We start from the raw sequence: 22,235 nt of genomic DNA on the forward strand, positions 1-22,235 counted from the left end.
GGAGCGGGCGCCCATGCCACCGCAGCGTCCCCCTGTCAAATTGCTTGTTGGCGGCAAATTGCTTGTTGGCGGCAAACCCTGTTGGCTTTAGCGCGATGCCGAGACTAAATCGGACTAGCCAGCTTTTCATGGACCTGATTGATGGACACAGCAGCCCGCCCGCTCACCTCGGCCCGTCCGGCCACACCGCTGTCCGGCGTTTTCCGCGTGCCGGGCGACAAGTCGATCAGCCACCGTGCGTTGATGTTTGGTGCCCTGGCGATCGGCGAAACCCGGATCACCGGCCTGCTGACCGGGGAGGACGTGCTGCGAACCGCCGCCGCCATGCGCGCCCTGGGTGCCGAGGTGACACGCGAACCGGACGGCATTTGGCGTGTCGCCGGCCGCGGCATTGGCGGCCTTATGGAACCCGCCGAGGTTCTTGACATGGGCAACTCCGGCACCGCCGCCCGCCTGCTCTGCGGCATCCTGGCCAGCCACGATTTGTTCGCGGTGATGACCGGTGACGCCAGCCTGCGGCGGCGGCCGATGCGCCGGGTAATCGATCCGCTGACCGCCACCGGCGCCCGCTTCATCACGCGAGAGGGTGGACGCCTGCCGCTGGCGATTGAAGGTGCCAGGGACGCGCTGCCGCTGGACTACCGGGTTCCGGTGCCCTCCGCTCAAGTGAAGTCCGCGGTGCTTCTCGCCGGCCTCAACGCCAGAGGGATCACCCGCGTGGAGGAGCCGGAGGCAACGCGGGATCACAGCGAGAACATGCTGCGCCATTTCGGTGCGGCCGTGCGGGTGGAAACCATCGGCGCGGGCCGCATCATCGAGCTGCAGGGCCAGCCGGAGCTGCTGGCGGCCGATGTGGTTGTGCCGGGCGATCCGTCATCGGCCGCGTTTCCCCTGGTTGCCGCGCTGCTGGTGCCAGGCAGCACGCTCAAGATCCAGGGTGTTGGCCTGAATCCGTTGCGTACCGGCCTGTTCACGACATTGGCGGAAATGGGCGCCGCTGTCGTCACCCTGAACCAGCGGGTCGCCGGCGGCGAACCTGTTGGCGACCTGCTGGTAACGGCCGGTCCCCTGCGAGCGGTGGATGTGCCGGCCGAACGCGCGCCCAGCATGATTGACGAGTATCCGGTTCTGGCCGTCGCCGCCGCCTGCGCCACCGGCACCACACGGCTATTCGGCCTGAAGGAACTGCGGGTGAAGGAAAGCGACCGGTTGACCGCCCTGGCGGCACTGCTCACGGTCAATGGTGCAAAGGTCGAAATCGCCGGCGACGACATGACCATCCACGGCACCGGCACGCCCCCGTCCGGCGGCGGCCTGGTGGCGAGTCACATGGACCACCGCATCGCCATGCCGGCGCTCGTTCTAGGCATGGTGACGCGCGAGCCGGTCAGCGTTGACGATGGCTCGTTCATCGACACCAGTTTTCCCGGCTTCGTCGAGCTGATGAACGCTGCCGGCGCCGCCATACGGAACGCCTTGCCGTGAAGCGGATCATCGCCATCGACGGCCCTGCCGCGGCCGGCAAGGGAACCCTGGCTCGCCGGCTGGCCATCACGCTCGGCCTGCCCTACCTGGACACCGGCCTGCTGTACCGCGGGGTTGGCCGGCGCGTGCTGGATGGCGGCGGCAATCCAGCCGATCCGTCGACCGCGGAGCAGGCGGCGCGGGCGTTGCAGCCCGTGGATCTGGAGCGAACTGACCTGCGCGGACCTCAGGCGGATGCAGCGGCAACCTCGGTGGCTTCGGTACCGGGTGTCCGCGTAGCCTTGCTCGCCTTTCAGCGCGCCTTCGCTGAACGCGACGGCGCCGTGCTGGACGGGCGCGACATCGGCACGGTGATTTTTCCCGATGCACCGGCAAAATTGTTCGTCACTGCCAGTCTGGATGAACGGGCGCGGCGGCGATGGCTGGAACTGCGCGCAAAGGATACTGAAGTCGATCTGGCAACGGTGGCGGCGGATATGCGTCGGCGCGACGACAGGGATGCGGCGCGGACTGCCGCCCCTCTTCGCGCCGCGGCTGACGCTTATTGCCTGGATACAACCGAAATGGACGCGGAAGCCGCATTCAACGTCGCGCTAACCGTTGTGACTACGCGTCTTTCTGCTAGCGGCCTGGATTAGCGAAGCACAAAGTCACCGTCAGGTCGCACTAATAGTTGTAAAGCCTCTGGCGGTTTCGCCTATATGCGTCTAGATTGGTTTCATCACCAAGGGAGAATGATGGCAGTGACGATCTCCAGGCTGGCCAGCCTAGGACCAACGGTCACCACGCTGGACCATGTCGTCGTTCGGCTGCGACTGATTGGTCAGATGGAAGCCTGGACCATCCGCAGTGAAAGCGTGTTGCCCGCCGGCCGCAAGACCCGCGCACTGCTGGCCTGCATTGCCATGGCCGCGCCCCGCCCGGTGCTGCGCGGACGGCTCGCTGAACAGCTCTGGAGCCGCCGTCCCGAGGAGCAGGCCCGTGCTTCCCTGCGACAGGAAATCCATCGCCTGCTGGAAGCGATGGCGCCCGCGGAAACCGACATCCTGATCATTACACGTGACCATCTGACGCTGCGGCCTGGCGCCGTCTGGACCGATGTGGAGGAGGTGATGCGGGCAACGACGGCCCAGCCCGCCTCGCTTTCGCTGCTAGATGGCGACCTGCTGGAAGACCTGGATGGCATTGATCCGAACTTTGACGCCTGGCTCAACACCGAGCGTGAACGGCTGCGCGACCGCGCCCGCGGCATCGCCGAGTCGCTGCTGAAGGAGGATCAGGAGCCGGATGCGGCGATCGCGGCGGCGCAGCGGCTGCTGGTGATCGACCGGGCGCACGAAGGCGCCTATCGGGCACTGATGAAGGCCCATGCCGCACAGGGCGAACGCGGCTTGGCAGTACAGGCGTATGACCGATGTCGAGCAGTGCTGGCCGATATGCTGGACGCGGCACCCTCGGGTGAGACGCAGAAGCTGCTTAACGAGATCAGAGGGCCGTCGGGCAGTCGGTTGCCGCTGCGCCCACCCGCGCCACCGCCACCTGAGGCGGAGTTTGAAGAACCTGTGCCGGTTCCCCTCAGGCGGGACCACGGCACATCGCGCGGCGGTGCCCATGTCGGTGTGATGCCCTTGCGGCTGATCGGCATGTCTGAAGAAGATGCGCATCTGGCGCCCGGACTCGCCGATGAGATCACCACCGGTCTTTCGCGTTTCCGCTGGATGTTCGTGGTATCGTCCACATCCCTTGGACGGTTCGTGGCGGATCAGCACGACGAGACAGCGATCAGGCGTGAATTCGGACTGGATTTCCTGCTGGACGGCTCGGTGCAGCGGACGGGCGACAAGATCCGCATCACCATGCGCCTGCTCGATCTGCGCGCGGCCAACCAGATTGTCTGGGCGCGGCGGTTCGAGCGGGAGACCAACGATCTGCTCTCCCTGCAGGACGAGATCGCCGCCGAGGTGGTGGCGCAGATCGATCCGGAAATTCTGCTGATCGAGGCAAAGCGCATCACCAGTCGGCCGCCAGTGGATGCCACCGCTTACAATCTTATGCTGCGTGCCATTCCGCTGATTGGGCGGATGGAGCATGGCCCGTTCGCTCAGGCGGGGACATATCTGGCGGAAGCGATCGCGCTGGAACCCGATTATGCGGCGGCCTATGCCTGGTATGCCTACTGGCACGTCTTTCTGGTTGGGCAGGACTGGGCCGACCATCCGATCGCCATGATGGAGAAAGCTGGTGAACTGGCGGAGCGGGCCATCGTATTGGATCCGTTCGACGCCCGCGGCCTGACGATCAGCGGGCACGTGCGGGCGTTCCTGCATCGGCGGCTGCGCGAAGCCATATCGTTGCACGAACGTGCCTTGTCGCTTAATCCAAATCTGGCGATGGCCTGGGCGCTGTCGGCCGCCGCCTATGCCTATGGCGGTGACCCGGACGAGGCGGAGCGGCGAGTTTTGCACTATAAGAAACTGTCACCGCTCGACCCACATGCCTTTATCTTTGACGGGGTTTTCGGCACAGTCCACCTGATGAAGCGCGATTACGAGAGCGCTGTGGAGGTGGGGCGTAACATCAGCCAGCTCAATCCGTCATTCTCGGCCACCTACAAGTGGTATCTTGCGGCGCTGGGGCATCTGCGGCGTGATCAGGAGGCGGCGATCGTCCGCCGCCGGTTGCTGGCGATCGAGCCGGAGTTCACCATCGAGCACTTTCTGAAGACCAGCCCGATCGAGCGCGAGAGCGACCGCGCGCACTATGCCGAGGGATTGCGGCTGGCGGGCATTCGGGAACGGGACGCGCTGATGGTAAACGCGCCGATCATCTTGCGGCCAGGGTCCGGGTTGATTTAGAGCGTGATCGCCTGAAGCTGACCCAGTCAGAAGGTGTGAGTCACGCGGTCAAACAACGAGTTAAAGCGCGCCTCCTGGGTCAACCTAAACCGATCGCGCTTTAGCGGGCAAGCAAGATGCCAGACCAAACGCCAGCCGTTTGAGTAGGTTGTATTCAGCGACTGGCGGATAGATTACCCGGCATCGCGATCGCCGCGACAATCAGGCGAGCCAGAGAGTCCGCAACGCATTGGTAACCAAGATCGTTCTGGTGAAGACCGTCCGATGCGATGAACAGGCCAGGCTTTGCCCCTTCGTCCGACCATCCGTCCATCAGGTGACTGCGGGAAAACAGGTTTTCCCGCGTTTCCCGCGCGACATTCTGCAGAGACTCCTCGAGCACGATATGATCGACCGCGGCCATAACTCGGGGCGAGCGCTGATTGTCCATCAGGATCACGTCGATTCCAGCCTTCCGCAGCCGAGTGACGCCCTCTACCACCATACGGTGAAATACAACAGGATCCGCATGGCGCATGGCACCATTCGCGCCGACCTGCCAAATGACGAGCTGGGGATGCAGGGCCACTGCATCGCTATCAAGGCGGGCTAGTTCCTCGGGTGCATCCTGCCCACCAATGCCGCGGTTGACGACGGCGAAGTGTGCGGTCGGCAGGGCTTTGGTCAGAGCGGCCTGCAGCACGGCCGGGTAGGTGTGGGCGCTGTCCGAGGCCATCGCGCCTTCGGTGGACGACGAGCCGATGGCAATGATCAAGCCCTCGCTTCGGGCGGCGATCGTGGCTCGCAGATGCGGCAGATGCAGGGGCTCCATGGCCGGATCGGCTGGACAATCGGATCCGGGATCGGCCATGGCGGCGGCCGGCCCTGCAATCACCGGTCCTGCAATCAAAAGAATTGCGGCAACAGCGCCTGTCACCGCTACATGCCGAATAGCTTTGAATTTCCTCATATGGCTTTGATGGTGGAAAGTCGTTGAGGTGTCCAGGCCAGCATCAGGCTCCTGGCGAATTGTTATCCGCCGTACCGTCGCCAGAGCGGCGTTTGCGAGCGGCGGCGGCGTATTGCCCGCGTGGTCGAACGGTCTGTGTATTCGGCCGAACCACGGTGTCATAATAGTCGTCCCAATCTTCAGGTGTGAGCTGCGATAGCTCAGGGACAATTTCGTAATTGTTAAGATTCGACTCCTCGTAGACGTAACGCGGGATCGGCTGAACCTGGAGAAGCGGATAGTCGGACGGGAAATCGATTGGCACGTTGGTCTTGGTAAGCCGGATGTTGGTGATCAGCGGGCCGAACCACTTGTCTGTCTCGACAATACCCTCGAAGCACTCGTGGCCGCCGCCGCGCGGCAGGTTCGCCGGCGCGCGGACCAGCAGGCTCCAGCCTGGGGCGGTGCGAACCACCAGTCCTGTCCAGAGTTGAATAAGACCGGGCTCCTGTAGTGATGCAAGCAACGGGGGAGAGAATTGCTTGATCTCGTCCGGCGCGACTGCATCAAACTGTTCACGAAAGCCAGGGTATTGGACGGATTTAAGGGGGTACCAATCGCCCGCGCCCTCAAAGGTCCACATAATGTCATGGCCGTCCCATTGGACGGAAAAGCCGATCGGCGGGAACAGGTAGTAGCCGTAGCCGGAGGCGGTGGTGGCTGGCTCGCAATAGCGAAATGCCCGAGTCGGGAGGGACCCGCCGGCAGACCGATCAGCGCGCTGCGGCAGGCGGGCGTTGGGCGTGAAACGATGGAAGGTTATCAGTTTGGGTTTGGGCGCGCTTTTGCCGGCGGCGGCTTCGGGTTGAGTTATGGCATTCACTCGAAGGGTATCCTTCCAGAGAGCATGTGATGGTTGAGCTTGGCCATGAAGTACGAGCCCGCTCATCTACGGTGGAGTTATCGCCGTAGATCACCACCTGGCAGCGATTGATTCGTCAAAAAATCGCTCTTGCCTTGTGGCATTATGATTTGGTGGGAGTAACGAGCGTCGGCGCCAGACCGCCCAGACGGACCTTGCCGGCATCCGCCGTCGCCAGCGTCGGCGCCAGGCCACCCAGCCGCACCTTGCCGGCATCCGCCGTCGCCAGGGTCGGCGCCAGACCGCCCAGACGGACCTTGCCGGCATCCGTCGTCGCCAGCGTCGGCGCCAGGCCACCCAGCCGCACCTTGCCGGCATCCGCCGTCGCCAGCGTCGGCGCCAGGCCACCCAGCCGCACCTTGCCGGCATCCGTTGTCGCCAGGGTCGGCGCCAGACCGCCCAGCCGCACCTTGCCGGCATCCGTTGTCGCCAGGGTCGGCGCCAGACCGCCCAGACGGACCTTGCCGGCATCCGTTGTCGCCAGGGTCGGCGCCAGACCGTCCAGCCGGACCTTGCCAGCGTCCGTCGTCGCCAGCGTCGGCGCCAGACCGCCCAGACGGACCTTGCCGGCATCCGTTGTCGCCAGCGTCGGCGCCAGACCGCCCAGCCGGACCTTGCCAGCATCCGTTGTCGCCAGCGTCGGCGCCAGGCCACCCAGCCGCACCTTGCCGGCATCCGCCGTCGCCAGCGTCGGCGCCAGGCCACCCAGCCGCACCTTGCCGGCATCCGTTGTCGCCAGCGTCGGCGCCAGGCCACCCAGACGGACCTTGCCGGCATCCGTTGTCGCCAGGGTCGGCGCCAGGCCGCCCAGACGGACCTTGCCGGCATCCGTTGTCGCCAGGGTCGGCGCCAGGCCGCCCAGACGGACCTTGCCGGCATCCGTTGTCGCCAGGGTCGGCGCCAGACCGCCCAGACGCACCTTGCCGGCATCCGTTGTCGCCAGCGTCGGCGCCAGGCCGCCCAGACGGACCTTGCCGGCATCCGTTGTCGCCAGCGTCGGCGCCAGACCGTCCAGCCGGACCTTGCCGGCATCCGTTGTCGCCAGCGTCGGCGCCAGGCCGCCCAGACGGACCTTGCCGGCATCCGTTGTCGCCAGCGTCGGCGCCAGGCCGCCCAGACGGACCTTGCCGGCATCCGTTGTCGCCAGCGTCGGCGCCAGACCGCCCAGACGGACCTTGCCGGCATTCGCCGTCGCCAGCGTCGGCGCCAGGCCACCCAGCCGCACCTTGCCGGCATCCGCCGTCGCCAGGGTCGGCGCCAGGCCACCCAGACGGACCTTGCCGGCATCCGTTGTCGCCAGCGTCGGCGCCAGGCCGCCGAGCCGCACCTTGCCGAAATCGGAAATGGAGATGGTGGTGGAAGCGTTTGTGCAAGTAAACATTGATTCGACCCTTCTGTGACCTGTTGGTTCCTACAACCGTGAAGCGGCGGGATGATCCCGTCAGCAACCTGTCGATGAAAACAACTTCGCAGATAGGTTGACGATTATCGTTTTTTTGACGTTATCGTAACGTTAAATCATCAGCGATTTTACTTTTACAACCGCCCACGTGACGCAGAGTTAACCTTAGCGACAGAAAAGGCTGAGATACTGGTCTTAATGATACCAGCATCTCAACCCGTGATACGAATTTCAAATTAAGAGTTCGATCTAAAGATCGGACCTATCTTGAGGCGCATCCATCGCGATTCATGCCGCGGTTCCACCCACCGTCAGCCCCGCGAGTTTCAGCGTGGGTTGACCAACACCCACCGGGACCCCCTGCCCGCTTTTTCCGCAGGTTCCAATTCCAGGATCCAAAGCCATGTCATTGCCAATCATCGCGACCTTGGTAAGGGCATCAGGTCCGTTGCCAATCAACGTGGCGCCCTTGACCGGCGCGGTGACCTTGCCGTCTTCGATCAGATAGGCCTCGCTGGCGGAGAACACGAACTTGCCGGACGTGATGTCCACTTGGCCGCCACCAAAATTCACCGCATATACGCCGCGCTTCACCGAGCGGATCATCTCTTCCGGCGCATTCGATCCGCCCAGCATCACGGTATTTGTCATCCGCGGCATCGGCGCATGCGCATAGGACTGCCGGCGCCCGTTGCCGGTGGCGCGCATGCCCATCAGCCGTGCGTTCAGCCGGTCCTGCAGAAATCCCACCAGAACCCCATCCTCAATCAGTACCGTCCGGCTGCTCGGCGTACCCTCGTCATCCACCGTCAGGCTGCCGCGGCGATCCGGCATCGTGCCGTCATCGATCACCGTCACGCCCGGCGAGGCGACACGCTGGCCGAGCAGATCGGCAAACGCCGAGGTTTTCTTGCGATTGAAGTCGCCCTCCAGGCCGTGTCCGATCGCCTCGTGCAACAGGATGCCGGGCCAGCCGGAGCCTAGCACGACTTCCATCTCCCCAGCCGGCGCCGGCCGGCTATCGAGGTTGACCAGCGCCTGACGCAGTGCCTCATCAACCGCTGCGTGCCATATGGCTTCCCCGGTCACGGCGTCATAGGCGAAACGGCCGCCCATGCCATAGGATCCGGTTTCGCGACGGCCACCTTGCTCGACCACCACCGACACGTTGAGGCGGACCAGCGGCCGAAGGTCGGCGACTCGAGTACCATCCGGGCGCATGATCTGCACTGCCTGCCACTCGCCGGCGATCGAGGCCATGACCTGGATAACCCGCGGATCCTTTGCCCTGGCATAGGCGTCGATCTCCGCCAGCAGCGATGTCCGGGCGGAGAACGCCATCAGGCCCAGCGGGTTGGCATCCGAATACAGCCGCGCGTTGGTCGCCCGCGGCGGCTCCGCCAGCGAACCGGCATGACCATCCTTAACCGCGGCAACACTGGCCGCGGCACGGCGCAGCGCCGCTTCGGAGATTTCGCCGGCATGGGCGAATCCGGTGGCCTCGCCCGCGACAGCACGCAACCCAAAGCCCAGCGACGAGTCAAAGCCCGCAGTGCGAATCCGGCCATCGTCGAGGCTGATCTGCTCGCTTTCGCGATACTCCAGAAACAGCTCTCCATCGTCGCTGCCATTCAGCGCCTGCTCGACGATGTGGGCCGCGGCGTCCTGATGCAGGGCAGCGTCCGCGCGTTCGAAAAACAGCTTGTCAGTCGCTGCAAGGGCGGTCATGCGATGATCCTTCGACATATGGTGCGACTAGGAACATGGTAAGCGGTGAGCACTTTGCCATCGGCCTACTGGACAACCCGGCGCGCCGGGATGCTGATTTCAACGATGGTTCCAGTGCCGAGCTGACTGGCAAGGGTAATTTCGCCGCCCTGTGCCGCAACGATCGCCCGGGCCGTGTAAAGGCCGAGGCCAGTACCGCCGTATCGCCTGGACAAGGTATTGTCGAGTTGTATGAACGGTTCGAATACGCGTTCCAATTCAGCTTCCGGTATCCCAATACCGGTGTCCGCGACGCGCAGGCGCAAATCGCCATCCGCCGCCAGCGCCACTTCCACCGTCACGGACCCGCCGGCTTCGGTGAACTTGACCGCGTTGGACAGCAACTGTGACAGAACCTGGAGCAATCGCCGCTCATCCGCGCGAACCCAGGGCAGGTCGTCAGGCAGCCTGCAGTCCAGCGCAATCTCGGCGGCAAGCGCGGCACTTTCGGTCTGGCGCACGGCTCTTCGCACCACCTGCGCGACATCGACCACCTCGTCGCCTGGCTCGAAGCGGCCGGTCTCGATGCGCGCCACGTCCAGGATCGTGTTGATCAGCGCCAGAAGCTGCTTGCCAGCGGCATTGATCTGGCTGCCGAAGTCAGCAAGATCGGCGACCGAGGCTGGTGTAGCCGAGGATTGCCCGACGTGCCGCAGCAATGCCTCCGAGAAGCCGATGATCACGTTGAGTGGGGTGCGGAGTTCGTGGCTCATGGTCGCCAGGAAGCGCGATTTCGCTGCGTTGGCCGCCTCGGCTACCAGCTTGGCCTGACGCAATTCGGCTTCGGCGGCCTGGGCTTTGGTCGTATCGACGATTGTGCTGACCCAGCCGCCGGCCGGCGCCGGGTTTGACCGGATGGCGAGGACACGGCCGGATGCCGTCCTTATCTCCTGCTCATGCGACATTGACCGGTCGCGCATGAGCAATGCCTCGATACTGGCCGATGCCGCTTCTTCTGTGCCCAGGTGGCCCTCGCGCAGCAGGACATCGACCACCTCAGCCTCGCGTCTGCCGGCGATCAGCAGGTCAGGCGGAAGATCATACAAATGACTGGCCATGCGATTGCTCGCGATCAGCCGTCTGTCGGCGTCCCAGAGCAGGATGCCGTGGTGAAGACTGTCGAGCATCACGGCCATTTCCTCGACACGTCGCCGTGCCTCGGCTTCCGCCTGAACCAGAGCGGAAATGTCGGTTACGACACTGATATGGCCGCCATCCGGCAACGGTACGGTACGCACGTCGATGGCGGAGCCGTTCGGACGCACCCGTCGCCGCGACTGGGTTCGGCTGATATCGAAACCCATCTGCTGCTCGAAGATCTCGTTCGGCGCGCCCGCACCATACTCGCCAGCCTCCGCTCGTCGGCGGATGACCGTTGTCAGATGATCGCCGATCCGCAACGGTGCGCCCGCCATGACGTCCTGATAGGTCTGGTTGAACATGGACACACGACGATCAGGACCGTAGACGCAGATGCCGTGCGGGACCGCCAGCAAAATTGAATCCAGCAGCCGAGCCCGCCTGCGGGCCTCGTCTTCGGCTGTCGCCAACGCGGTGACGTCGTTCACCGTGATCGCCCAGCCGCCGCCCGCCAGGGGGTCGCACATCACGTCGACCAATCGCCCGCCGCCACGGCGCCGCCACGCTGTCCCCCGCCGGCTGCGTCCGGTTTCACGCAACGAGGCGACGAAGGCGGCGCCATCCTGGCCGCTGAACGCTTCCCGTGTCTCCATCAGATCCAGCATGTGCCGCAACAGGAAACCGGCTGTCACTCGTTCCGCTGGCAGGTCCATCAACTCGGCGAAGCGCGGGTTCGACAGCAGCAACGCGCCTTGGGGGTTAAAGATGGCCAGTCCGAGGCGCAGCGCGGCGAGCGCCGTCGCGGTCTGCGCAAGAGCACCTTCGGCCTCCGCGGGAGCGACCATTCGGCCGGTGATCTCCATCGCGCTGACGATATAGCCGCCGTCTGCCAACGGCGTGTTGTAGAGATCGAAATCCCGTCCGGCAAAAGTTCCGCGGCATAACCGGCCGGGCTTGCCATGATCGGCCGTCATGACTGCCATCACCTGCGCCTCGGGATCGCCTGAGCCAGCGATGCCGGGAAGTGCGGCTGCCCGAACCAGGTCCTCGATCTTGCTGCCGAACGGGAACCGCTCTGGGTTCAGACCCAGAAGGGTGTGGAAGGCGGCGTTCATCAGCACGATCCGGCGTTTGGCGTCGACAACGGCCAGTCCAACCGGGATCGCCTCGAATACGGTGGCGAATGCCACCTTGGGCGCCAGAGTATCGACGCCGGTCACGATGGACTGATCGGTTTGCCGGGCGTCTCGCCGCGTTCTCCCGGATTGACATAAGCCGTCGAAAGTCGCCGGCCCGTTAGATGGTGCAAAACCGCCAGCACCGCGGTCAACAGCACCACCGCACCAAGCTGGTGCGCGACCGCCAACGGCACTGGCACAACCCACAGCAGCGTTGTCACGCCGAGGAGATATTGCGCCGCGACGGCGCCGCCGAGAAACAGCGCCAACTGCCTGGGCAAACCAGCGCGCAGACCTGTCACCGCCATAACGGACACCAGAATCAACGTCAGCGTTGCCAGCAGTCGGTGATCAAACTGCACCGCGGCGATATTCTCCGTCAGATTGCGTGGAAATGGCTGCAGGGCGGCATATCCAGCGGGCAGCAGACGCCCGTCCATCAGCGGAAACGTATTATAGGTCAGGCCGGCATGCAGACCAGCCACAAAGCCGCCGGCCACGATCGTCGTGCCGACCAGGACCACGCACAGCACGGCCAAGGCTCGGCTTGCCGGGTGAACGGCCGGAGCGAGTCGGACGGGTCGCAAGGTCGACAGGCCGGTCCAGATGATCGCGGCATACAACAGCAGCGCGAGCGCCAGATGGACCACCAGGCGATAGGGCGACACGGCGGTGGAATCAGGCAGGAAGCCGGATGCCACCATGAACCAGCCGACCGCTCCTTGCAGTCCACCAAGAACGAACAGCACGACAAGGCGCGGAACCAGCCGGCGCTCGATCCGCGCGGTGGCCCCAAGCCAGATCAGCGGCAGCAGGAAGACACAGCCGATCAGACGGCCCCACAGGCGATGCGTCCATTCCAGCCAGAAGATATGCTGGAAGCCAGAGAGACCAAAGCCCTGGTTCACCAGGCTGTATTGCGGGATTTTCTGATAGAGCGCGAACAGGCGCTGCCATTCCGCATGGCTCATGGGGGGGAGTACGCCCATCAGGGGATCCCATTCCATGATCGACAGGCCAGAGCCGGTCAGTCGGGTGGCGCCGCCCAGGATGATCATGACCATGATCATCGCCCCGACCGTGAACAGCCAACCGGCGACGAGGCGACGGCTTTGCCTTGTGGCAGCGCGATCCAGACGGGAGGCGCCGGGAAACTCATGAACATCAAACGGCATCATGCTATTATATAGCTGAGCCGGCGCGGACAGAAGCACTGAAAGATACCGATCCCACCATAGTTGGGGCTGACCGGATCAATAACCGGCGGTGCTGCTGTGGCAGGCGATCCCGAATGTTCAGCCAAACCCCACTTGGCGATAGGCGACGCCCGCTGTCGGCGGAGGCCAGGAGATCGGCCGCTCATGCCTTACGGAACTGCTCATAGCGCTGAAAACGGCGGAAGCAAAGGCAATGGCAGTTGGGCCACTGGCTTCGCCGACCAATGGAAGTGCTCGGTGCAGCCCGATACCTCGGGCGGACGTGCGCCGGTCAGGGACCATTGCCTCCCGGCGGTCTGGACGCTCAGTGGATGTTCAGCATGGCGTCCGTGTGACGCATGCGGCCTGGACTGCTCAGCTTGCAGGAGGCGACCCTGACCGAATGCAGGTTGCCTTCAATCTCTCGCCGCCAAAACGCGAGAAACTTGTTGAGCACCGGATATTGCGGTGCGATGTCAAGGTCCTGCCAGATGTAGGACTGCAGCAGAGTCGGATGATCCGGCAGATGATAGAGGATCTCGGCGGTGGTCAGGCGATAATCGTTTAACTGCCGCATGAGGCTCATGGATCACTGCTTCCTTTCCAGCCGGTGCCGGCGTGACCGCGTCTGGTTTCGACGAGCGGCGCCGGATCCCCGGGATGATGTCGGACGAAAGTCCCTCGGCGCAACTGAAAACACCATAATTTCAATATCTTAGCACTCGTTACCGAAGACTGCTGCCAGCCGCTTGACTCACGCGTTCGAGAAGGCTACATCGCTGGCACTCCCCAAGCGGGAGTGCTAACGCTGGGGCAGGCCATTCATCGGTCGTCTACGCATGAGCGGCTGCATCCAGTTGTTGGCTATCCCATCAATCACTGTCTGAGATCGAACTCAGGAGCGTTAAAAATGAGCTTCCGTCCCCTGCATGACCGCGTCGTGGTCCGCCGTCTGACCGCCGAGGAAAAGACCGCGGGCGGGATCATCATTCCCGACACGGCGAAAGAGAAGCCGATGGAAGGCGAAGTGATCGCCGTGGGCCCCGGCGCCCGCAACGAACAGGGTCAGCTCGTGACGCTTGACGTCAAGGCTGGCGATAAGATCCTGTTCGGCAAGTGGTCCGGCACCGAGGTGAAGCTGAATGGCGAGGACCTTCTGATCATGAAGGAGTCCGATATCATGGGCATCATCGACGCCACGGCGTCCGCCGGCAAGAAGAAGGCAGCCTGATCGGGTTCTTCCCGGCGGCTTGCTCCCTAATCCCTGACGACAGACTAAATGAGGAACACATAACATGGCAGCAAAAGACGTCCGCTTCGGCGGCGATGCCCGTGCGCGCATGCTGCGCGGCGTGGACATCCTGGCCGACGCGGTGAAGGTCACGCTTGGTCCCAAGGGCCGCAACGTGGTGCTCGACAAGAGCTTCGGCGCGCCGCGGATCACCAAGGACGGCGTCACCGTCGCCAAGGAGATCGAGCTGTCCGACAAGTTCGAGAACATGGGTGCGCAGATGGTGCGCGAAGTGGCCTCGAAGACCAACGATATCGCCGGTGACGGCACCACCACCGCTACGGTGTTGGCGCAGTCCATTGTCCGTGAGGGCGCCAAGGCGGTGGCCGCGGGCATGAACCCGATGGACCTGAAGCGCGGCATCGACAAGGCGGTCTTGGCCGTCGTCGAGGAGCTGAAGAAGCGGACCAAGAAGATCACCACCCCGGCGGAAACCGCTCAGGTCGGGACGATCTCCGCCAACGGCGAGTCCGAAATCGGCAAGATGATCGCCGAAGCGATGCAGAAGGTCGGCAACGAGGGCGTCATCACGGTCGAGGAGGCCAAGGGCATCGCCACCGAGCTTGATGTCGTCGAGGGCATGCAGTTCGACCGCGGCTATGTCTCCCCGTACTTCATCACGAACGCGGAGAAGATGATCGCCGACATGGATCAGCCCTACATTCTGATCCACGAGAAGAAGCTTTCCGGTCTGCAGCCGATGCTGCCGCTGCTGGAAAGCATCGTGCAATCTGGCCGCCCGCTGGTCATCCTCGCTGAGGATGTTGAGGGCGAGGCGCTGGCCACCCTGGTGGTCAACAAGCTGCGCGGCGGCCTGAAGGTCGCGGCGGTGAAGGCGCCCGGCTTCGGTGATCGCCGCAAGGCGATGCTGGAAGACATCGCGATCCTGACCGGTGGCACCGTGATCAGCGAAGATCTTGGCATCAAGCTGGAGAACGTGAAGCTCGCGGACCTCGGCAAGGCCAAGAAGATCCTGATCGAGAAGGAAAACACCACGATTGTCGAGGGCGGCGGCAAGAAGCCCGACATCCAGGGCCGCTGCGCGCAGATCCGGGCGCAGATCGAGGACACCACCTCGGACTACGATCGTGAGAAGCTGCAGGAGCGTCTGGCCAAGCTGGCGGGCGGCGTTGCCGTCATCCGCGTCGGCGGTTCCACCGAAGTCGAGGTGAAGGAGCGCAAGGACCGCGTTGACGACAGCCTGCATGCCACGCGTGCGGCGGTCGAGGAAGGCATCGTTCCGGGCGGCGGCGTCGCCCTGGCGCGGGCGTCCCTGGTCCTGGGCAAGATCAAGGCCGACAACGACGACCAGCGCTTCGGCATCGAGATCGTCCGCAAGGCGATCCAGACCCCGCTGCGCCAGATCGCCGAGAACGCCGGTGAAGACGGTGCGGTGATCGCTGGCAAGACGCTGGAGAAGGACGAGTATAACTTCGGCTTCGATGCGCAGACTGGCGAGTTCAAGGACTTGGTCCGGGCCGGCATCATCGACCCGACCAAGGTGGTGCGCACGGCGCTGCAGGACGCCGCGTCGGTTTCCGGTCTGCTGATCACCACCGAGGCGATGGTGGCGGAACGGCCGGAGAAGAAGAGCGCCGGCGGCGGGATGCCCCCAGGCGGTGGCGGCATGGGCGGCATGGGCGGCATGGGCGACATGGACTTCTAAATCCTGTTTTCCGGCACTCAACAAGAAGCGGGCCGCACCTGGGAGGGTGCGGCCCGTTACGTTTCTTCCAATGTGTCTGACAGCTATGTCTGACAGCGGCTCGGTGGCTTAGCGCGTGATCGCCCTAGGCTGATTAGTCAGAAGGCGTGAACCACGCGATCAAACAATGGTTAAAGCGCGAGTTTTGGGGTCAATCTAAACCAATCGCGCTTTAGCCATGGTCCATCGAGGCAGGCGGCAAGGACACTGGTTTGGCCTGCCGCGGCCTCGGCGGCGGAGGCACCCAGGGCCGATCGCCGCGCGCCGCGCGGTCCGTCAAGACGCGGGCGCCGGTCGGGTCCAGCCAGATCGCGATGCTGCCGTAGCGCCAGACGGTGAAGCGGTCGGCCAGTTTCGGCCACGGCTTCGGGCACAGGCCGCGTGCCGGTTCGGCGGAGACAATGACGGAAACCTGATCGCAGCCGGCGGGATGCGGCGCACCGCGCGCCAGCAGCACACCTGGCCGATCGGGATAGGGTCGCAGCAGACAGGCGCTGTCGTCACAGCGGACGATACCGGCCGCGTCACCGCCGGCAGCGGGTATTGGCTTGGTCGAGCCGATCGCCCAGTACTGCACCCAGGCATCGCGGGTGAACTTCGATCCGCCCTGCATCTGCTGCAGGAACATCCCCTGCCCGGTGCGCAGCGCGATCAGACGCGCGTCAGCCGACATCAGCAGGTCGGGCGGCCGGTCTAGCAGCGGCGAGGCCAAGCCGGCCAGCATGAGCGGGACACCCGCCAGCCGTGGCCTGGTCCGCCACAGCCCCAGCCAAGCAAGACCCAGCGAGAAGACACAAAGCCCCCATAGCGGCATGTGCGGCACACTGAACGTGGCGGCCGGCAACGCGGATGTCGAGCGGGCGACCCACAGCACCGCCTCCGCGCCCCAGCCCATCGGCACCAAGGCCAGGGCTTCCAGATGTAGCGGCATCAGGCCGAGGGCAATCAAGCCAGCCGGCATGACCCAGAAGGCCGTCAGCGGCACGGCGATCATGTTCGCCAGGACGAAATAAACCTGCACATGGCCGAAATGATAAGCCCCGTAAGGGGCGGAGGCCGATCCGGCCAGCGCACTGGTCAGCGCCAGGGCCGCCAGATGCGACAGCAACCGCCGCCAGCGGCTTTTGCCATGCAGGCGCCGCAGCCAGGGCCGCAGTGCCTCGTAACCCGCGATCAGCGCGAGAACCGCGGCGAAACTCATCTGGAACGACACGTCGGGCACTTCGTGCGGCGCGATCGCCATCAGCAGCGCGGCGGCAAGCGCCAGTCCCCGCAAGGAGACCGGGTTGCGCCCGACCAGCAGCGCGACCGTCAACAGACAGGCCATGAGGAAACTGCGGATGATCGGCACATGCATGCCGGTCAGCACCATATAAGCCCCGCCGGCCGCCAGCGCCGCTGCCGCCGCCAGCTTCTTGGTGGGCCAGAACAGGCTGGCGCGCTCGCTCAACGCCAGCACCCGCCTGGACAGCATCAGCGCAAACCCCATGACGATGCCGATATGCAGACCGGCCACGGCCAGCAGATGCGCCAGGCCCGAATCGCGAAAGGCCGCGTGATCGGCCACCGGTATCGCCATCGAGGTACCTGTCAGCAGTGTGACGCATACCGCGCCGGCGGCACCAGGGATGACCGCCGTGACCCGGTGCGCAATGGCCTCACGCAGCCGTTGCACCCGGCGCATCGGCGCCGAAGGCATCGCCATGGCGGTTCTCTCGGCTGGCGCCAGCGCATAGCCGGAGGCACCGAGACCGGCGTAGAACGCGTCCCGCTGCAGGTCCCACCCGCCAGGATAGGACGGCGGCGACGGCGGCCGGATAAGCGCGCGGATCCGGACCGTGTCGCCGCTGTCAAGCGGCCCGTCGTCGTGCACGTGCAGCCGAACCCGCACTGCCCGCGCCAGCGGATCGGGCGCTCCATCCAGATACGCTGGCTGGATGGTGATGCGTCGTCCTGCCGGCAAAGCCTCGACGACCTGTATGGCGCCGGTAATGATCGTGGCGTGCGTCGGCAGGCTGGTTTCCAGTGGCGGCGCGCGCGCCGTGGCGATCTGACCGGATGCGAAGCCCAGCGCAGCCGCGGCTATCGGGGCGAGCAGCAGCCGCAACCGGGGCAAGCTGATCGCGCACAGCAAGGCTGGCGCGGCAACCGCCGGTCCGATCCAGACAGCAGGCTCGAAGCGCAGCGCGTAATATCCCGCCACTCCTGCCGCCATGAACACCGGCAGCCACATCGCCAACCGATCCCGCTCGTTGGCCAGCCAGTCGGTCACAGCCCATGTCAGAGCAGAGATCAGCCTCATGTGCGGCAGCATAGGCGGCGAGTTGTCTACAAAAGGTGAACCGCGCCTTGGTTGTTCGCATGATTGCCGCGCTGTTGGCGTTCCGCCTAGAGCGGTTTCACCAAGTGTGGAACCGCTCTAGCTGTATTCGCGAGCAATTTCATCAGCCTGAGATCGCTTCGCTATTCCGGTCAGGTTGATATTGCTCTAGCGCGATCATGCTCTAAATCCTGGCGCATGACCGTTCGCACCCGCTTCGCTCCCAGCCCGACCGGCCCGCTGCACATCGGCGGCGTCCGCACCGCGCTGTTCAACTACCTGTACAGCCGCCACCTTAATGGCGAATTCCTGCTGCGGATCGAGGACACCGACCGGGAACGCAGCACCGAGGCGGCCACCGAGGGTATTCTCGACAGCCTCGACTGGCTTGGCCTGGCACGCGACGGACAGACCGTTTTCCAATCCACCCGCATGGCCCGTCATGCGGCGGTGGCGCGCGAGATGCTGGCGGCGGGCAATGCCTATTACTGCTTCTGCACACCGGAAGAGCTGAACCGGGAACGCGAGCAGGCGCGGGCGGAGAAACGCGTCTGGCGGTACGATGGGCGCTGGCGCGACCGCGATCCGTCCGAGGCACCGCTGGGGATCTATCCGGTCATCCGCGTGAAGACCCGGCGCGACGGCGAGACGGTGCTGGAGGATCTGGTGCAAGGCACGGTGCGGGTCGCCAACGCGGAGCTGGATGACTTCATCATCCTGCGCAGCGACGGCACGCCGACCTACAACCACTCGGTGGTGGTGGACGACCACGACATGGCAATCACCCATGTCATCCGCGGCGACGACCACCTGACCAACACGTTCCGCCAGGCGCAGATCTATGCCGCGATGGGCTGGCCGCTGCCGCGCTTCGGACATCTGCCGCTGATCCATGGGCCGGACGGTGCGAAACTGTCGAAGCGTCACGGCGCCCAATTCGCGCTGGAGTTCCGCGATCAAGGGTTCCTGCCGGAGGCGCTGTGCAACTATCTGCTGCGGCTGGGCTGGTCGCATGGCGACCTAGAAATTCTCGACCGCGCGGAGGCGATCCGGCTGTTCGACATCGTTGACGTCAATCGCGCGGCCAGCCGGATGGATTATGCCAAGCTGCTGCACCTGAACGGCGTCTACATCCGTCAGGCCGACGACGAGCGGCTGACACAGGACGTGCTGCAACGGCTGGCTTCTCGTTCCGAGGTGACTTTGGGCGACGCTGCGGCAGCCCGCATCCGGATGCTGATGCCGGCGCTGAAGGAGCGCGCGAAAACCCTGGTCGAACTGGCCGACGCGGCCGTGTTCCTTGTCCGCGTCTTGCCCTTGACATTGGAGCCGAAGGCGGCCTTGGCATTGACATCGGATGCGAAGCTGATGCTGCGGGACATTGTTCCCGTGCTGGCCGAGACGGATTTCTCCTCTTCGGCGATTGATCACGCGCTGCGCGGTTTCACGGAACGAACCGGACGAAAGCTGGGCCAGGTGGCGCAGCCGCTGCGTGCGGCGTTGACCGGCAGCACCGTCAGCCCCGGGATTGACCTGACCCTTGCCGCTCTGGGGCGAGCGGAAGCACTGGCTCGGATTGCCGCCGCGTCGGAGTGATGGCGCGTTAACTGGCGATAAAGCTCTTCGTTCCAAGATCCGCGCGACAGCAAGCTGCGGCAAGTCCGTCGTGCGGCGTTGCAGGCCACGACAGTCGTCGGACCGGATACGCTTCCTCAGTCGGGTTCGGCTCGGTTGGCGGGGAGCAGGTTGCGCAGCGGGAAAGACAAGACCGCCCGGGTCATGGGTCCGGCGCTGGTTGAAACGGCCGCGCTGCTGACCGCCGCCAGCGCCCCCACCTTTGCTGACGCTCTTTACCCGCTATGCACCAGACGTCGGCGACATCCTCTGCTTCGAATCATCCCGCGACACCCCACCGGCGACCGACGCTCGGCTTTTGGTGCACCGGCCCGACCAGTTCGCCTGCGTGCTGGACCTCCATGCAAAGAGACAGAGCGGCGGCAGCCTGATCATAGAGGCTCTATCAGCCGGCGAACCTCGCACCTTCCGTCTGCACTGGGCCGGCGACGGGACCAGCGTGGACACCGACGATTGCGGCAGGACCGCCGACCTGATGGTCGATCAGCGTGACATGGATGCTCTCGCCCTGGCCGCGGGTGGCTATGGCCTGCGGCGGAAAGCAATCGACCGCGACGATAGGGCGACGGCTGTCAGGTATCCTCCCCCACCGCCTTTCGCTTCAACACGCCCAGCCGCTCCTCGCCGCCCGGGGTCTGCGGGTCGAGTTCCATGACCTTCTGCCAGGCCGCGTAGGCGGCTTTCCAATCTTCCCGCGCGGCGGCGATATCGGCCAAGGTGTGGAACGCCGCAAAGTCACGCGGCTCCCGCTTCACGGTCTCCTCCAGGTCGTGGATCGCACCGGCGGTGTCGCCGCCGTGGTAGCGGGCGATCGCACGCTGGTGCCAGGCCTCGGCGACATCGGGTGCCAAGATGATCGCGTCGGTGAAGGACTCGACGGCATCGTCATCCTGGCCGGCGTGAAGCGACCGAAGTCCACGGCTCATGAGCAACGTTACCGCCGGCGTGCCAGCCTGAAGCCACGCCTGAATCACCTTGTCTTCCAGCAGCGAAGCCGTCCGCGGGTCTGGCGCGGCCTTCAGCGCGTCCAGCATATGATCCACCGCCGCGCGCTTTTCGTTGGCTGACTGCGCCTGTGCCGCGCCGCCACCCGCAAGCAGGGGGACGACAAGCAGAGGGGCGACAAGCAGACGGCGAATATCGGAATGCGCCCCGGTCATCCTAGTTCGGCACACCCGGCGGGCGGGGACCACCCGCCATCCAATCAAGCAATTCCACGGTATGCACCACCGGAACGGCATCGCCAGACAATTGCGTGATGCAGCCGACATTGCCGGCGGCGATCAGATCGGGCGCGGTGGCTTTCAGGTTGTCCAGCTTGCGCGACCGCAGGCGGCCGGCGATCTCCGGCTGCAGCATGTTGTAAGTGCCGGCGGAGCCGCAGCAGATGTGCGGCTCCTTCGGCTCGGTCACGCGAAAGCCGGCGCGCGCCAGCAGGGTCTTGGGCTGCGTCGTCACCTGCTGGCCATGCTGCAGGCTGCAGGCCGAGTGGTAGGCCACGGTCAGATCCGGGGCATCCCGCGTCGGCGCGTAGCCGAAATGCGCAAGGAACTCCGTTACATCCTGGGCCAGGCCGGCGATCGTCTCGGCACGCTGGCGCCATGGTTCGGCTTCCGAGCGGAACATGAAAGCGTAATCCTTGACCGTGGTGCCGCAGCCGGAGGTATTGATGACGATCGCATCCAGTCCGTTTTCCTCGGCTTCCTGGGTCCAGCTCTCGATGTTGGCCCGCGCCAGGGCCATTGCCCGATCGTGCTGGCCAATGTGGTGGTTGAGCGCGCCGCAGCAGCCGCTGTCGCGGGCAACAACAACCTCGATCCCCAGACGGGTCAGCAGGCGGATCGTGGCTTCGTTGATCCGCGGCATCAGCACCTGCTGCGCGCATCCGGTCAGCAGCGCGACCCGGGCCTTGCGCGGGCCTTGCGCCGGATGGACCTGCGGCGACTGGACCGGACTGGCCGCGGGCAATCGGGCGGGCGCCAGGGACAGCATGGCACGCAGCCGCTTGGCGAGCATGGACTGGCCCGGAATCAGCCCCGACAGCGGGCGCGCGAGGCTGGCTCCCCGCAGCGCCAGGCGGAACAGCTTCGGCCGTGGCAGGACCACGCCCAGCACCGCGCGCAGCCAGCGTTCGGGCAGCGGCCGGCGATAGGTCTGCTCGATATAGCGCCGCGCGTGATCGACCAGATGCATGTAGTTCACGCCGGACGGGCAGGTCGTCATGCAGGACAGACAGGACAGGCAACGGTCGACGTGGGTCACCACCTCCTTGGTGGCGGGGCGGCCGGTTTCCAGCATGTCCTTCATTAGGTAAATGCGGCCGCGCGGGCTGTCGAGTTCGTCACCCAGCAGCAGGAAAGTCGGGCAGGTCGCGGTGCAGAAGCCGCAATGCACGCAGGTGCGCAACACGGCATTGGACGATGCGGTGTCCGGGTCGCGAAGCTGGTCGGCGGTGAAGTTCGTCTGCATCG

General features: G+C 64.8%; 16 protein-coding genes. 6 read left to right on the forward strand and 10 right to left on the reverse strand.

Features of this window, described 5'->3' with window-relative positions; all coding sequences use genetic code 11:
• The first annotated feature begins 141 nt into the window (after positions 1-141).
• From aroA to ACQY4S_RS03840, 3 genes are all read left to right on the forward strand, one after another.
• Entirely contained in the window at positions 142-1,485 is a 1,344-nt protein-coding gene (gene aroA / locus ACQY4S_RS03830) for a 3-phosphoshikimate 1-carboxyvinyltransferase (protein WP_428483870.1), read from the forward strand.
• Positions 1,482-2,123: a (d)CMP kinase gene (gene cmk, locus ACQY4S_RS03835; protein ID WP_428483871.1), complete on the forward strand. Its 642-nt coding sequence runs from the start codon at positions 1,482-1,484 to the stop codon at positions 2,121-2,123. Before aroA ends, cmk begins: the two co-directional genes overlap by 4 nt.
• 105 nt (positions 2,124-2,228) lie before the next feature.
• Positions 2,229-4,340, forward strand: a complete 2,112-nt coding sequence (locus tag ACQY4S_RS03840; RefSeq protein ID WP_428483872.1) for a BTAD domain-containing putative transcriptional regulator — start codon at positions 2,229-2,231, stop codon at positions 4,338-4,340.
• 154 nt (positions 4,341-4,494) lie between these two features.
• Here ACQY4S_RS03840 and ACQY4S_RS03845 read toward each other — a convergent pair whose 3' ends face one another.
• The 7 genes from ACQY4S_RS03845 to ACQY4S_RS03875 all read right to left on the reverse strand — a co-directional run bounded on the left by ACQY4S_RS03845 (position 4,495) and on the right by ACQY4S_RS03875 (position 13,399).
• Positions 4,495-5,451, reverse strand: a complete 957-nt coding sequence (locus ACQY4S_RS03845; RefSeq protein ID WP_428483873.1) for an SGNH/GDSL hydrolase family protein — start codon at positions 5,449-5,451, stop codon at positions 4,495-4,497.
• Positions 5,333-6,151, reverse strand: coding sequence for a DUF6065 family protein (locus ACQY4S_RS03850; protein ID WP_428483874.1), 819 nt, complete (start codon positions 6,149-6,151; stop codon positions 5,333-5,335). Before ACQY4S_RS03850 ends, ACQY4S_RS03845 begins: the two co-directional genes overlap by 119 nt.
• Positions 6,152-6,293: 142 nt before the next feature.
• Positions 6,294-7,571, reverse strand: coding sequence for a hypothetical protein (locus ACQY4S_RS03855; protein ID WP_428483875.1), 1,278 nt, complete (start codon positions 7,569-7,571; stop codon positions 6,294-6,296).
• 309 nt (positions 7,572-7,880) lie between these two features.
• Positions 7,881-9,320, reverse strand: coding sequence for a metalloprotease TldD (tldD, locus tag ACQY4S_RS03860; RefSeq protein ID WP_428483876.1), 1,440 nt, complete (start codon positions 9,318-9,320; stop codon positions 7,881-7,883).
• A 65-nt stretch (positions 9,321-9,385) separates the two neighbouring features.
• The gene (locus ACQY4S_RS03865; RefSeq protein ID WP_428483877.1) at positions 9,386-11,659 is read right to left on the reverse strand and encodes a PAS-domain containing protein; all 2,274 of its coding nucleotides are present in this window, start codon (positions 11,657-11,659) and stop codon (positions 9,386-9,388) included.
• The gene (locus ACQY4S_RS03870; RefSeq protein ID WP_428484631.1) at positions 11,656-12,792 is read right to left on the reverse strand and encodes a COX15/CtaA family protein; all 1,137 of its coding nucleotides are present in this window, start codon (positions 12,790-12,792) and stop codon (positions 11,656-11,658) included. The genes ACQY4S_RS03865 and ACQY4S_RS03870 overlap by 4 nt, the downstream gene beginning before the upstream one ends.
• Positions 12,793-13,138: 346 nt before the next feature.
• Positions 13,139-13,399 (reverse strand): usg protein, encoded by a 261-nt coding sequence (locus ACQY4S_RS03875; RefSeq protein WP_428483878.1) that lies wholly within the window; start codon positions 13,397-13,399, stop codon positions 13,139-13,141.
• A 324-nt stretch (positions 13,400-13,723) separates the two neighbouring features.
• Here ACQY4S_RS03875 and groES point away from each other — a divergent pair, with 324 nt between their 5' ends.
• On the forward strand, positions 13,724-14,044 hold the full coding sequence (gene groES / locus ACQY4S_RS03880; RefSeq protein WP_428483879.1) for a co-chaperone GroES: 321 nt from the start codon (positions 13,724-13,726) through the stop codon (positions 14,042-14,044).
• A gap of 64 nt (positions 14,045-14,108) precedes the next feature.
• The gene (groL, locus tag ACQY4S_RS03885; protein WP_428483880.1) at positions 14,109-15,770 is read left to right on the forward strand and encodes a chaperonin GroEL; all 1,662 of its coding nucleotides are present in this window, start codon (positions 14,109-14,111) and stop codon (positions 15,768-15,770) included.
• A 211-nt stretch (positions 15,771-15,981) separates the two neighbouring features.
• Here groL and ACQY4S_RS03890 read toward each other — a convergent pair whose 3' ends face one another.
• The gene (locus ACQY4S_RS03890; protein ID WP_428483881.1) at positions 15,982-18,111 is read right to left on the reverse strand and encodes a ComEC/Rec2 family competence protein; all 2,130 of its coding nucleotides are present in this window, start codon (positions 18,109-18,111) and stop codon (positions 15,982-15,984) included.
• A gap of 216 nt (positions 18,112-18,327) precedes the next feature.
• On the opposite strand from ACQY4S_RS03890, the gene gltX reads away from it, so the two are divergent.
• Positions 18,328-19,725 carry a glutamate--tRNA ligase gene (gltX, locus tag ACQY4S_RS03895; protein ID WP_428483882.1) on the forward strand — a complete coding sequence of 466 codons (1,398 nt, stop codon included), beginning with the start codon at positions 18,328-18,330 and terminating at the stop codon, positions 19,723-19,725.
• A gap of 611 nt (positions 19,726-20,336) precedes the next feature.
• On the opposite strand, the gene ACQY4S_RS03900 is transcribed toward gltX, so the two are convergent.
• The gene (locus ACQY4S_RS03900; RefSeq protein WP_428483883.1) at positions 20,337-20,924 is read right to left on the reverse strand and encodes a tetratricopeptide repeat protein; all 588 of its coding nucleotides are present in this window, start codon (positions 20,922-20,924) and stop codon (positions 20,337-20,339) included.
• Between the two features lies 1 nt (position 20,925).
• Complete coding sequence (gene glcF, locus ACQY4S_RS03905) at positions 20,926-22,233, reverse strand: glycolate oxidase subunit GlcF (protein ID WP_428483884.1); 1,308 nt, start codon at positions 22,231-22,233, stop codon at positions 20,926-20,928.
• Between the last annotated feature and the right edge of the window lie 2 nt (positions 22,234-22,235).

The organism is Rhodopila sp. (genome assembly GCF_965276935.1).
In the GTDB taxonomy this organism is placed as follows: Bacteria; Pseudomonadota; Alphaproteobacteria; order Acetobacterales; family Acetobacteraceae; genus Rhodopila.

Bases quoted from the DNA above. Each gene is read 5' to 3' on its own strand.
- tldD (WP_428483876.1), bottom strand. From the start codon at position 9,320: ATGACCGCCCTTGCAGCGACTGACAAGCTGTTTTTCGAACGCGCGGAC.
- ACQY4S_RS03900 (WP_428483883.1), bottom strand. From the start codon at position 20,924: ATGACCGGGGCGCATTCCGATATTCGCCGTCTGCTTGTCGCCCCTCTG.
- ACQY4S_RS03845 (WP_428483873.1), bottom strand. From the start codon at position 5,451: ATGACACCGTGGTTCGGCCGAATACACAGACCGTTCGACCACGCGGGC.
- ACQY4S_RS03870 (WP_428484631.1), bottom strand. From the start codon at position 12,792: ATGCCGTTTGATGTTCATGAGTTTCCCGGCGCCTCCCGTCTGGATCGC.
- groES (WP_428483879.1), top strand. From the start codon at position 13,724: ATGAGCTTCCGTCCCCTGCATGACCGCGTCGTGGTCCGCCGTCTGACC.
- aroA (WP_428483870.1), top strand. From the start codon at position 142: ATGGACACAGCAGCCCGCCCGCTCACCTCGGCCCGTCCGGCCACACCG.
- ACQY4S_RS03855 (WP_428483875.1), bottom strand. From the start codon at position 7,571: ATGTTTACTTGCACAAACGCTTCCACCACCATCTCCATTTCCGATTTC.
- gltX (WP_428483882.1), top strand. From the start codon at position 18,328: ATGACCGTTCGCACCCGCTTCGCTCCCAGCCCGACCGGCCCGCTGCAC.
- glcF (WP_428483884.1), bottom strand. From the start codon at position 22,233: ATGCAGACGAACTTCACCGCCGACCAGCTTCGCGACCCGGACACCGCA.
- ACQY4S_RS03890 (WP_428483881.1), bottom strand. From the start codon at position 18,111: ATGAGGCTGATCTCTGCTCTGACATGGGCTGTGACCGACTGGCTGGCC.
- groL (WP_428483880.1), top strand. From the start codon at position 14,109: ATGGCAGCAAAAGACGTCCGCTTCGGCGGCGATGCCCGTGCGCGCATG.
- ACQY4S_RS03875 (WP_428483878.1), bottom strand. From the start codon at position 13,399: ATGAGCCTCATGCGGCAGTTAAACGATTATCGCCTGACCACCGCCGAG.